The organism is Paenibacillus sp. FSL H8-0034 (genome assembly GCF_038000305.1).
In the GTDB taxonomy this organism is placed as follows: domain Bacteria; phylum Bacillota; class Bacilli; order Paenibacillales; family NBRC-103111; genus Paenibacillus_S.
Genome location: NZ_JBBOBS010000001.1, coordinates 4,079,521 through 4,092,807, shown reverse-complemented (window position 1 = coordinate 4,092,807; position 13,287 = coordinate 4,079,521). Strand labels below are relative to the sequence as shown.

Here is a 13,287-nt window from a genome sequence, read left to right as displayed (position 1 = left end):
CGCTGCGCTCGTTTCTTCACCGGACTTTTAAGTAATTTCGGCTAATATTCGGTAGTCACCAATCGTCATCCCGGTTTTTTTCTTGAAAATTTGACTGAAATAGCGATAATCCTCGTAGCCAACCATTTGTGCGATCTCGTAATTTTTATATTTCGATAGCTTCATAAGCTCCTTGGATTTGTTAATCCGGATATCCATCAAATAATCAACAAAATTGTGACCGGTCGTTTTTTTGAACAAACGGCTTAAGTAATCGGTATTCATGTAGTGACTAGTGGCTATCTGATGCAGTGAAAGCGGCTGGTCATAATGGGCCTCAATTAATTTTTGCACCTCTCGAACCACCCTCTCCCCCTGCTTCTCACCCGAGCGTGAATAATAAGTCAGCACATGAGGAAGGATTTCATTGTCAAAAATCGACTTGACCGAAGCTGCATCATTGCGGTGCTGAATGATTTCCGTGTACATCAGCGGATTTTTGCCACATACCTCCTGAAGTCTTGTATCTGTGGCCCGCAGCTGTTTTTCAATAGAGTGGATCAGTAAAATAGCACTCCGCTGCATATGATCCACGGTCATCGTATGTTTACTAAATGCAGTAAACAGCTGTTCGAACTCCTGTCCGGCTGCTTCTTTATTGCCCATATGGAGCGATAGTAAAAAAGCGTTTTCTTTTTCTTGGGGGTACACGTCCGTCGAAGACACGGATTCCTGCCCTGTAAAGAGAATGGTTCCAGCCGCGCTCAAGCATTTGTTCTTTAATGTAAGTCTGGCTTCCAAATAGGCTTCCCTCAGGTGCTGAAGATTTGTTCTTTTTTCACTAATACCAAAGCTGTAGCCATGATGATCCGCCTGCTTCAACACCGTCTGAAGTGACAGATTGAGCTTCACGATCTCCTCTTGCTGTAAGCGCGCTCCTGTGATGATCATCACCAATTCCCTGGAACCATCAGGAGCCGTCGTTACCACATAGTTCCAGCGTCCTCCAAACAGGAACGGCCGGGTTCGATTCAACTGCTCCCGAAGAGGCTGCAAAAGCTTCGCTTGCTCCGAGCACTCCCGGTATATATCCGGCTGCCCTACAAGCACGAAGGACTCACCTGTTGTCCACTCTTTAGGAAGCTGTGAGTGCTCCTGATCATCAGGTCTTCCACCTTCGGCATCCGCTTGAAACAATATTCGCTGCAGCCAATCCTCCCTATGATCCAGAGAAGATTGTCGCTTCTCGTTCTCACGTTTGGCTAATTCAGCAGTTGCTTTTTCCAGCAGTGCAGCGAGCTCTTCCTTCTTGACCGGCTTCAATAAATAATCGAAAGCCTTATGGCGAATGGCCTCCTTCGTATATTCAAAGTCCGAATATCCGCTGACCACAACGGTCAGGAGCTCCGGCATATCGCGATTCAGCATGGCAATCAGCTCTTTACCATCCAAGCCTGGCATCCGCATATCCAAGAACAGCAGGTCCGGCTTCTGTTCAAGCGCGATCGTATACGCCTCCTGACCATCTCCCGCCTCTCCCACAAGCTCGAGTCCAAATTGTTCCCATGGAATCGATTGGATCAGCCCTCTACGGATCCAACGCTCATCGTCGACAATCACGACTTTCCACATGGCTGGACCTCCTTTCTGAGTAAAAGTAATTCGAATCCGATTACCCTTTCATTGACCCCGCCGTTAATCCGTCGATAATATATCTTTGCAGCAGCAGGTATATGACCAATATGGGAGCTACAACAATAACCATAAAGGCGAACACAACACCCCAATTCGTACTGAACATCGTAACAAAATTAAAGATCGAAAGCACCAAGGTCCACTTCGTACTATCCGTCATTAAGTAAAAGGGTCCAAAAAAATCGTTCCATACCGAGACCATCACCACAATCGTAACCGTGACCAGCACGGTCATCAGCAGCGGCAGAATGATTTGGGCATACAGTCGGAAATAACCACAGCCCTCCAGCAGCGCCGCTTCATCAAGCTCCCGCGGAATCGATTTCATAAATCCGACCAAGAGAAATACCGAGAAGGGCAGCAATACAGCCGTGTAATACATAATCAAACTAAAATAAGTTCCTTTAATATGCAGATCTCCCATCAGCTTGATGGTCGGTATGATCGACACTGGCACAATTAAGCCCATAATGAACATATAAAAAGAACCGCGCAGAAACTTGGAGTCCCTCCGCTGAATAATAAACGCGGCCATGGAGGCAAATATATTGACACACACCACGGTAAGACCAGAAATCAACAAGCTGTTGGAAAATCCGCGCATGATATGGCCTTGACTGAACACTTCCTTATAATTATCGAACTGCCAAACCGTAGGAAGCGATAGTGCGAACAAGGCGGATTCACGTATACCCTTGAACGAATTGACCAGAATCATCAGAAAAGGGATCAGAATGAGCAGCGCCAAAGCAATCGCCACCAATTCAAGCACAATCAGTCCCAAACGCCGCTTAGGCTTATAGCTTTTGACCATTTGCCTCTGTACAGCTTGTTCTGTGATCACATCTCCACCTCCCTTTTCTTCATCACAGCGAGCACAGGTATTCCCACAGCACTGACCAGTAGGAACAGCATAATGTTGATTGCCGTGGCATAACCAAACTCACCAGTACTGAACATCCCTCGTATATAAGTGAAGAACACTTCCGTCGTATAGCCGGGTCCACCCTCGGTCAGCACCATGACCATTTCGAATACCTTCATCGAGCCAATCATCGATAGCAGTACATTCACCGTAAAGGCAGGAGCCAGCAGCGGAAATACGATATTGCGGAAACGTCTCCAATAATTAGCACCGTCAATGGACGAGCTTTCAATCAGATCTTTCGGAATAAACTGCAGCCCTGCCAAGTAAACAACCATCGAAAATCCAGCAACACGCCAAAGATCGGTCACGATAATGGAAAACAAAGCGTAGCTTGGATCATTCAGCCAATCGTGCGAGAGGAACCCAAGCCCCGTACTCTTCAATACCACGTTCACAATACCATGCTCAGGATGATAAATGGCACGAAAAATATAGCCGATAACAAGAGGCGCGATCACGTATGGCAGGAAAAATATCATCCTCAGCAAATTGCGCAGCTTCAGAGCCTCATTCAAAATCAAAGCCAGACCTAAACCGATAACGTTCTGCATCACCGTGACTACCGCCGCAAAAATCAACGTATTGGAGAAAGCCGTTGCTAATCTTGGCTCCTTCATCAGCTCTTTATAATTATCCAAGCCGATAAATTTGATGTTCGGTGCGTTGATGTTCCAATCGGTAAAGCTGTAATAAAACCCAATTATAGTTGGTGTAATAAAAAATAACAGGAAAACAGCGAGCGCAGGAAATGAAAAATAGAGTGGATACTTATTTTTCCCCATGTCTTCACCTCCTCAAAATTTTTGAAGAAAATTTGCTTCGTCAGCATTTGCTTGAGAGTTTTGAAATAAGAGTTTTGAACTAATCTTTATATCACCTGCTTCAAAAAAGGGAGAGCGGAAGAGAAGGGGTGTGATGGAGGAGCGTAGCGTTCGCCTTTGAAATCGTGAATACACCACTTGATATGATCCAAATTCACGATTTCAACAGCGACCGGAGACATACCCCTTCTCTGAAGCAACCGACCTTTTTCCCCTCTTACTCAAATCCAGGAAGGCGCTTGGCTTTACCATCCTTCTTATAATTGGCATCAAATTCCTTGATAGCCGCATCGACACTGCCATTAATAAAGAAGGTTTGAAGTGTTTTTTGGAAATCAGCGAAGGTAGGCGTCAGACGATTCTGAACATTCACCTTCGATTTGCCGGCAGCAATCAGATCGTTAACCGTTTGCTGAACCGGATACAGCTCGCTTTTGGCGCCTTTGAAAATAGGAATGCCAGGTGCTGCCTGGTAATACAGGTTAACCATATCGGGTGAAATCATGAATTTAATCAGCTCAGCTGCTTCCTTGGCATTTTTGGCTTTGGTCGGAATCATCAGCTGATTGGGAGGCGTGATTAACGCAGTACCTGCATCCTTAGCCGATGGGAATGGGAAGAACCCGATTTTATCCGTGACGAAGGGCTTGCCGAATTTCTTTTCCAGCTGCGGGATGATGCCATCCAGCATAAAAGCCATCCCTACCTTGCCGTCACCCATTCCATTTTGCAGCTCATCATAGGTCCCAGCCAGTACGTTGTCCTGATACAGACCCAAATCCTTCAGTTCCTTTTGCTTGGCGAACAAGTCTTTCAGCTCAGGTATATCTGCAAGATTCAGTTCGTTTTTCTCCAGCTTTTGGACACCTGCATCGCCAATAACAGGGTCGACGTTGGACACCCAACCGGTAAAGTAAAAAATTTGCGGCGGCCAGCCGTCCTTCACACCCTCATAGAAAGGAGTAATTCCCGCGCCTTTGATTTTCTTCGCTATCTCGATCAAATCGGCGTAGTTTTTGGGCGCTTCAACCCCTACTTTTTTGAACACATCTTTATTGTAGTAAATGCCCATCATTCCCGTGGCTCCAAAGGGAACTCCGTAAATCTTTTTGTCAGGAGTCGTTTGAAACTCTTTCATCGAAGGAATAATCCGATCCCATATATCAGCACTGCCTGACCACTCCTGCAGTGTTTCTTCCGCTCTCAATTTAACATTCTGCTTCGTACCCGGCTGCATCAGGAACAGATCGGGAAAATCACCTGTGGAAAATCGGGTTTTCATCATGTTATCGAATTCGCCGCCTGGCAGCGCTTGCAGCTCGACTTTGTTGCCGGTTTGCTTCTGGTAGGCTTCAAAAATTTTGTTAAAAGGCGCAGCATCGACCGTGTTCGCGATGACGAATGTCAGAGTAACGGGATCTTTTTTCTTCGCTGGCTCTGTCGCCGCAGGTGCCGCTCCTGTATCCGCTTTCTTAGTGTCGACCGCTGGGGCTGCTGTATTACTTGATCCACAACCGGCCAAAGCCGCTGCCGTCATACAGAACGCCAACAACGAAACCACCGTTTTCTTCTTGTTCATTTATTTAGACCTCCTCAAGGAATCGCTTACAACTTGATTATATGCAAACGCTTTCCAAAGCCATATCCATGATTTCGACCATTAATGTTGAATATTCTTACTGTGGTTTGGTAAGTGAATTTTCCGCTGACAGCTTGAGTGTCACCGAGGTTCCATGTCCAGCTTGACTATCGATTTGGAACTCAAATTGGTCGCCCAGCCTGATCGCATAACGAGCATACACATTTCTGAGACCAATACCACCCTCGAATGCGGCGACTGGAAGATGCTCCATATAGAAGGGTTCGCCCAATCTGGCGTGGATTTCTTGTAAACGCTCCCCACTCATCCCTACGCCATCGTCGCTAATCGTCAGCAGCATATGGTTATCCGCTTTGCGGGCAGTGATTCGGATCGTGCTTTTGCCAAGCTTTTGCTCCACTCCATAAAAGACGGCGTTTTCCACCAGTGGCTGCAGCGTCATTTTGAGAATAGCAAACGTATACAGCTCCTCTTCAATGTCCAGCTCGTAGGCTAGCTTATCCTCGAACCGCGTCCGCTGAATGTTCATATAAGCCTCAATCTGCTCCAGCTCATCACGGAGTGTCACAACCTCATCCTTGCTTTTGGTGTTATACCGAAACATATCGGCAAGCGATTGAGCCATGTCCCCAATATCCTCAACCTTGTAATAATCAGCCATCGCCTTGATACTATCCAGCGTATTGTACAGAAAATGTGGATTGATCTGGGAGTACAGCATCGCCAGCTCCACCTGCTGCAGCTTGATCTGGTAAATGTATTTGGATTCAATCAACGTCTGCAGCTCATCCTGCATATCATTGAAATTCGTCGCAATCCGCCCGATTTCATCACTTCTTGTCACATGAACACGAACTGAAAAATCGCCTCTTTTGACCCGGTTCACGGATTTGTATAAGTCCAGAATCGGATTGGTAATGCTTCTTCCAAACAATAAAGAAATACATAAGGTTACGACAAACGCAATCAATGCGGTAACCAGAGTCGTCGTTTTGATTTGATCCAAGGGTCCGAATATTTCTTTTTTCGGCGTGACCAGCACCACTTTCCAATTGGAATAATCGGAACGTGTGTAAGCAACCAGCCTTTCCTCTTGACCGGTTCCATACCAGAACTTGCCGCTTTCACTGTTAATAAGAGACAGCATACCTGGCTCTGATGCCGTATCCGGACGCTCAGAGGAACTGTAAACCTGCTGATTATGCTCATTCAAAATAACGATGCGGCTGCTGGCGGACAGGTTATCGTTCTGACCTATACTGCGAAATAATGCATCATTGTATTCCGCACGCACGATAATAAAATTGACCGGATTCGAGAAGTCTCGAATCAGCAGCGAGGAAGAATAAGCGGCTTCCCCTGTTTCTGCAGGCATGCTGGTGAGCGGACCGTTAAAATGAACACGTCCGTCCTTGGCTACCGTTTGGCGAAACCAATCGGCATTTTGTACATCCCTGGCAGCGATCGCTTTGTACGCATCTGATGCATTAAGAAGCTCGCCGCTGCTGTAATAAATTTGAAAGCGCTTAAAATCGCGTATCGGGGTAATATTGAAGCTTTTTAAAAACAAGTCGCCGATTTTTTGTCGAAACAGAAATTGGGCCTGCTCGTCCATCGTCGCGTAAGCGTTGATTCCATCTATATATTCCTGATTGTAGTAGGGAGCGAGCAGCAGATTTCGTTTGTTCTGAAAATCGTTATCCATATTTTTCTCGATTTGCCTGACAATCTGAAAGCTTGCCGACTCCACACGCTCCAGCATCGATTGATAGGAGACGTAGAAGGAAACGGTTCCGACCAAAGTAATTCCGAGCAATATGACAACAAAGTAGCTTAAGTGCAGCGTCACCCGAATACTCGTAAATAAGGAACGAGCTGCTCCCAAGATTCCTTTTGTTAGATGTATGCGCATGGTGTCTCCTCCCAAATGGGGATATAGGTACATGAAATTGGTGGCGCTGAACAGTCCTTATTCTGCTCATAAACAACTACAGACAGTAAAGGAAGCCAGCATAAGCGCTGCCGCTCTGCTGCTTCGATCCTGTCTGCTTTTTTACGGATAGGCGTAGCCTTAAGCACTACTCACTATGTCCGTACCGCTATACTAACGATATAACGCCGCTTGATTTCTGTAAACTGTTTTATGCAGGAAACCCTGCACTCTCAAATACATAAATACCTGAGCCGATTCGGAATCGGGAGACACCATCTGCTTCACCCAGAGGGTAGCAGCCATTTACAACAGACGTACCTATGCTGTCAGCCTGAATCTCAACTCCATCGACCTGTACTCCGCTGCCCGGTACATATACGGTGGCAGCTGCATTGGCTGGCACCTTGACCTGCAAACGGAATGTCCCACGGTCGGATACGCTCCATTCCACAGAAATCGTACCGTATAACGAATCATAATCTGCTTGAACCCAAGTCAAGCTTCCTCCTGGCTGCGGGCGGATAACAACATGCTGAAACCCGGGTTGCTCAGCATCTGTATCGATACCAGCCATATAACGGTACATCCATTCTCCTATCGATCCAAGCGAATAGTGATTGAACGAGTTCATGCCTGGCGTCTGAAAGCCGTTTTCTTCGGTCCAGCCGTCCCAACGCTCCCAGATCGTTGTCGCTCCATGCTTGATAGAATACATCCAGGATGGGAATGCTTCTTGACTCAACAGCTTATAGGCAATATCCAGTCTGCCATTGTCAGTGAGCGCCGGCAGTAAATAGCCTACACCGAGAAATCCAGTCGATAATCGGTTGCCACGGCGCTCGATATCGTTCACAAGATGCTGGATTGCTTGCTGCCGCAGCGGCTCTGTCAACAGTCCAAATTGAAGGGCTAATACGTAAACGGTTTGCGTATTTCCGTGAATTTGTCCTTCGCTGTCGATAAAGGCATTGCGGAATGCCGCGGCAATCTGCTCAAACAAGGAGTGGTAATGCAGCTCATCGGCTGCGTGACCGAGAACCCCGGCAATTTGCGCAAGCAGCTTTGTGCTGTAGGCAAAGTAAGCTGTTGCCAGCACTTCATTCGGTGTATCCGCATCAATGGACAGCCAATCTCCGTAGTTGGCATAATTGGGCCGAACGAGCTCATTCGTATTCGCCTGCAAATACTCGACCCAGCGGACCATAGCCGCATAATGGGTCCGCAGGATTTCTGTATCTCCATACATCAAATAAAGTGTCCAGGGAATAACAACCCCCGCATCCCCCCAGCCCGCATTGTCGGGAGCAAACCAGTTTAAGCGAGTACTCCAGTTTTTATAACGAATCCAACCGGCATCCGGTGCCACATCGGCAAATGCTCCCGAGGGCTGCTGACTGTCAATCACATCCCACATATATTTGGTAAAAAAGCGCGATACGTCCATATTATAAGAGGCTGTACGGGCAAATATTTGCGCATCCCCTGTCCAACCCAGACGTTCATCTCGCTGTGGGCAATCCGTAGGCACAGAAAGAAAATTGCCTCGCTGACCCCACATAATATTAGCGTACAGCTTATTGACCATTTTATCAGAGGTTGTAAGCTTACCCGTGAGTGGTGTATCGGAATGCACAACTTTCCCAATTACAGCATCCGGCCCCGGCTCTCCCGGATATCCAATCAGCTCCACATAGCGAAAGCCTTGGAATGTAAAATGGGGCTCATAACGCTCCTCCCCTTCTCCTTTACAAATATAGTGGTTTTGCTGCACGGCCTCACGTAGATTGTCCAGATACATCGACCCGTCAGGGTTAAGCATCTCCGTATGACTGAGCGTAATTTTCGTACCGCGCTCTCCCTTGACTCTGAGTTCGGTCCAACCGACCATATTTTGTCCCATATCATAAATATAGCTGCCCTGTTCCGTCTTTCTAACATCAACAGGCCTTACAACTTGTGTAATGCGAATCGGCGGCTCGACGGCGGCAACCAGCAATCCGTTATAGCCGGGGCGGATATCCAGCTCCTCCCATGCAGAATCGTTGTAGGCTGGACGATCCCAGCCAGTAAGCTCCAGACGGGCGTCATAGGTTTCACCTTTAATCATATCCGAATATTGAATCGGTCCCCTCGCTGTTTTCCAGCTTGCATCCGTGATAACACTTTCTCTGGATCCATCCGCATAATCAATATTGACCTGCATAAGGAAAAACGGTCTTTCCCCATACACACTTCTCCCCAAAAATCCGACATATCCCGAGTACCAGCCGTCACCAAGAATCGCACCGAAAGCATTTGCACCCTCCTGAAGCTTGTCGGTCAAATCAAAGGCTGATACCTGAACACGTGTATCATAATCCGTCCAGCCCGGTGCAAAACGATCACCGACAGCTTCTCCATTAACCCTTAATTCAAACAGTCCAAGCGCTGTTGCGTAAGCTACGGCACGTCTCACCGGTCCTTTGACTGTAAACTCCTTGCGAAAATAAGGAGATGGCTGCATATCGATATCCTCTTCCGCTTTCCGTCCAATCCAGGTTGCCTTCCATTCTCCACGTGATAAAATGCCCATTGTCCAAAACGCGATTTCGCTCCATTCCGAGGTACGTCCATGATGATCCCAGACGCGTACCTTCCAGAAATATTCGCCTTCCGATTTCACCGGCTTGCCCTCGTACACAACATGAACCGATTGCCGAGACTCAACTTTACCGCTATCCCATAAATCACCTTCATGATGAATCAGCTTTTCACGTGTACTGGCAACCAGTATCTGGTAAGCCTTTTGTGTCGTCTCGCGCTCCTCCGTCTCCAGCTGCCAAAATAGTCTTGGCTTACGCTCGTCAAGGCCCAGCGGGTTTGTCATATATTCCGTTTTGCAAGCAATCACACGAATTGTCATCGTGAAACCTCCATTCGATTTTTAAGTCTATAAGTCTCGTTGCACGGGCTGTATACGCACTGTAAATTTCATAGGTTTTGCTTCAATCAAATAAGGTTCCAGTGTGGGAGCGTAGCCACAGCTATGATTGCCTAATCCGCTCTGCGCAGCATCGATCTTGATAATCGTTTCCTCAACACGTGTCAATAAATGAACATTTTTCGTTAAGGTCATATCCTTGGTCTCATAATGATGAACACTGAATTCGAATAATGGCAGTCCGCTGAACAACAGACCGATTCCTTCATGATTCGTTACCTTGGCATATCGCACGTCGGATTTATTTCCATTTTCCTGAGGTTTAATGTAGGGTACGAACTGCTCCTGCACAGAGCCATTGTATATACCCAATTTTCCACTTTCCTTGCGATCGGCATAACATTCATGCGGGCCCCTGCCAAACCAGTTCAATTGGTTAAATTCCACTGGCATTCGCAGCTCAATTCCAAATCGCGGCAGCGGCGGCAGTCCTTCTCTTGGCTCGAGATTAACCTCCAGTATAAGCTCACCACTGCTTGTAAACGTATACACTGTCTGTGATCGGAAGGCAATGGGTTCACCTCTTGCACCGATTACACTTTGTACAATAAGTCGTGCACCCTGTTCACCGGGAGGTTCGATCATAAGATGACGCTGCTGAATCACCAAACGATTATATCCAGCCTTGATCCATTCCTTGGCCAAATGAACATCGTTGTCAACAGGTGCTCTCCATAGATGAATAACAGGTCCAGCGGAGAGCAGCTGCAATCCCTTAAAGCGCCATGAGGAGATGATTTCCTGAACCTTGCTAAACGTGATTAAGAAACCGCAGTCTCCTATCCTTATGGAGTCCAACGTTTCTTCCAGCTTGAGCAGCGGTAAGGGTTCCACGTTCTTACTGGGTTGCTTGATGTACCCTAAAATGAGATCACTCCAGGCCACTTCATGCCCCTTCTGTGCCCATAGTGTATCGTTCTTTAGCTTGAAACGAACATGCAGCCAATATTCGCCTCCCAGTAACATGGCATCTACGGGTAAAATTACGGTTATGTTCTCTTCTGCACCCGCAGGTGTTTGCAGTAACGGCAGTTCACCTGACATCACGACCCTACCATCACGGAGCAGCTGCCATTCACCATCAAGATGAGACAAGGTCAAAAAGTCGTATTTATTCTTGATCTTTATTACTCGATGCTGAGAAGCTCCTGAAGTTGTTCCCAAATCAATTGTGTTGTTATCCTTGTCGCTTTCCTCTACCATTTCAATCCTAACAGGCTCGATCACCTTTTTATATTCCAATATAGCTGCCTTCAAGCTCCTGTCCGGGAATAGCAACCCATCCAGGCAAAAATGACCGCTGTTCGGCTCATCCTCAAAGTCACCACCGTAAGCGTACCAAGCTCGGCCTTGCTCATCAACCTGACGAATGCCTTGATCGGCCCACTCCCAAATCAATCCTCCCAGCAGCCGGGGATACTTATCAATAGCGTCCCAGTACTCCTGCAAATTGCCAGTCGAATTCCCCATCGCATGACCGAACTCGCACATCAAATAAGGACGTGGATCGTCTTTCTGTCCCTCTTCAATAACCATTGCCACAGACGGATACATGCTGCTGACGATATCGACAACCGGGGCATCATATGCCCGTTCATAATGAATAGGTCGGGTGGTATCCATCGCTCGAATCCATTGTGCCATCTTATCATGATTCGGACCATAACCGGATTCATTGCCAAGCGACCACATGATGATTGACGGAAAATTTTTATCCCGCTCCACCATTCGTTCGGCTCGCTGCACGTAGGCTGCTTCCCAATCCGGATGTGAGGATAAAAAACCTTCATTGCCTATAAAATGAAAACCATGCGTCTCCAGATCAGCTTCATCGATAACATACAGCCCATAGCTATCGCACAGCTCCAACCATTTTGTATCATTGGGATAATGAGACAGACGAACTGCATTGATATGATGCTGCTTCATAATAGTAATGTCCCGCTTCATCGATTCCAGTGTAGTCACATATCCCAGATCGGGGTCAAACTCATTACGGTTAACACCCTTAATCGTGATCGGACTGCCATTGATCAGCATCTGCCCTGCTTCAATCCGGATATCGCGGAACCCTACCGAGACCCTCAATACTTCAGATATCGTTTGCTCTGTATCATATAAGGTTAACAAAAGTACATACAAGTTCGGTGTCTCAGCCGACCACAGAAGTGGACTTTCAATAGGCTCCACAACCTGAATGACCTGCTCCCTGCCCGGTTGTGGGTCGATTAACTCCATATGATAATGGTCAAAAACCTGCTTTTCCTGTCCGTCCAGCAATGTCAGTCTCAGCTTAGAAGGCTTAAGGTCGCTTCTACCTGACCGATTAGCAGTATCCACGCGAATATCCAATTCTGCACAGCTATTCCCTGTCGCCACTCGAGTCTGAACACATACATCGCGAACCGATATATTAGGATACGAGAGTAAATACACATCACGGAAAATTCCGCTCAGCCGCCACTTATCCTGGCTTTCCAGATAGCTTCCATCCGACCATTGATAGACGCGGACAGACAAGCTGTTTTCCCCAGGCTGCACATAGGAAGTAATGTCGAATTCAGCGTGATAGTGACTGCCTTGACTGTAACCTGCAAGCTGTCCATTGATCCATACATGAAATGCTGAATCCACACCTTCGAAAACCAGATGAACTCGTCTATCGGACCATGTGTCGGCTACCTTAAAGGCTCGACGATAGCAGCCTACCGGATTACGACTTGGCACATGAGGCGGGTCAATGGGAAATGGATAGGGACAACTGCTATAATGCGGTCGTCCGTACCCATGCAGCTGCCAATTGGAGGGCACGGGTATCACAGGCCAATCAGCCGTACAATAGTCTGGGTCCATAAAATCCAGCGGTGCCTCGATCGGAGATTCTGCATACATAAACGGCCAATCTCCATTCAATCCCTGATAATAGGCGGACGCCTCAGAGGATTGCTCTAAAGCATGCTCCCAGCTATCGTAAGGGATCAAATGAGCATGAGAGGGCAGTAAGCCTCTCTCCAGTACTTGTAGATTTGCCCAGTCTGGTATTTCCTTGGTTTCATCATGCATATCGAAGCCTCCAGCGGATTGTGTAATCGTTTTCAATTATCATAAATAAAAACCTGCTTTGAAACCATTCACAATACCGACCTCTTATGTTTGTCTTTCTGTTATCGTATTTAAGCTATATGCTGTAATGTTTACCGCCGGTACAGGCTGGCGTATGGTAATCAATTTTCTATGAAATTCGCCAACAATGATGCTGCAGGGAGAGGTGTAATTGTTGAAATCCGTTTGCCCGTAGAAGAAACGACTGGAAACGCCTACCACTTCAATTCACTAAGTTCAGCATCTATA

Annotated in this window: 7 protein-coding genes; all 7 read right to left on the bottom strand. The window is 47.0% G+C overall.

Annotation, left to right across the window (positions count from 1 at the left end; translation table 11 throughout):
• Positions 1–27: 27 nt before the first annotated feature.
• The 7 genes from NST47_RS18580 to NST47_RS18550 all read right to left on the bottom strand — a co-directional run bounded on the left by NST47_RS18580 (position 28) and on the right by NST47_RS18550 (position 13,035).
• Entirely contained in the window at positions 28–1,611 is a 1,584-nt protein-coding gene (locus NST47_RS18580; protein ID WP_341156433.1) for a response regulator, read from the bottom strand.
• 40 nt (positions 1,612–1,651) lie between these two features.
• Entirely contained in the window at positions 1,652–2,518 is an 867-nt protein-coding gene (locus NST47_RS18575) for a carbohydrate ABC transporter permease (RefSeq protein WP_341156432.1), read from the bottom strand.
• The gene (locus tag NST47_RS18570) at positions 2,515–3,384 is read right to left on the bottom strand and encodes a carbohydrate ABC transporter permease (protein ID WP_076236190.1); all 870 of its coding nucleotides are present in this window, start codon (positions 3,382–3,384) and stop codon (positions 2,515–2,517) included. Before NST47_RS18570 ends, NST47_RS18575 begins: the two co-directional genes overlap by 4 nt.
• Positions 3,385–3,640: 256 nt before the next feature.
• The gene (locus NST47_RS18565) at positions 3,641–5,002 is read right to left on the bottom strand and encodes an ABC transporter substrate-binding protein (RefSeq protein ID WP_341156431.1); all 1,362 of its coding nucleotides are present in this window, start codon (positions 5,000–5,002) and stop codon (positions 3,641–3,643) included.
• A 97-nt stretch (positions 5,003–5,099) separates the two neighbouring features.
• Positions 5,100–6,935 carry a cache domain-containing sensor histidine kinase gene (locus NST47_RS18560; RefSeq protein ID WP_341156430.1) on the bottom strand — a complete coding sequence of 612 codons (1,836 nt, stop codon included), beginning with the start codon at positions 6,933–6,935 and terminating at the stop codon, positions 5,100–5,102.
• Between the two features lie 229 nt (positions 6,936–7,164).
• Positions 7,165–9,858: a glycoside hydrolase family 78 protein gene (locus NST47_RS18555; RefSeq protein WP_341156429.1), complete on the bottom strand. Its 2,694-nt coding sequence runs from the start codon at positions 9,856–9,858 to the stop codon at positions 7,165–7,167.
• 27 nt (positions 9,859–9,885) lie between these two features.
• Positions 9,886–13,035, bottom strand: a complete 3,150-nt coding sequence (locus tag NST47_RS18550) for a glycoside hydrolase family 2 TIM barrel-domain containing protein (protein WP_341156428.1) — start codon at positions 13,033–13,035, stop codon at positions 9,886–9,888.
• Positions 13,036–13,287 lie beyond the last annotated feature (252 nt).

What these genes read in the sequence shown, in the direction of transcription:
- NST47_RS18580 (WP_341156433.1), bottom strand. Translation starts at nt 1,611, where the DNA reads ATGTGGAAAGTCGTGATTGTCGACGATGAGCGTTGGATCCGTAGAGGG.
- NST47_RS18570 (WP_076236190.1), bottom strand. Translation starts at nt 3,384, where the DNA reads ATGGGGAAAAATAAGTATCCACTCTATTTTTCATTTCCTGCGCTCGCT.
- NST47_RS18565 (WP_341156431.1), bottom strand. Translation starts at nt 5,002, where the DNA reads ATGAACAAGAAGAAAACGGTGGTTTCGTTGTTGGCGTTCTGTATGACG.
- NST47_RS18560 (WP_341156430.1), bottom strand. Translation starts at nt 6,935, where the DNA reads ATGCGCATACATCTAACAAAAGGAATCTTGGGAGCAGCTCGTTCCTTA.
- NST47_RS18555 (WP_341156429.1), bottom strand. Translation starts at nt 9,858, where the DNA reads ATGACAATTCGTGTGATTGCTTGCAAAACGGAATATATGACAAACCCG.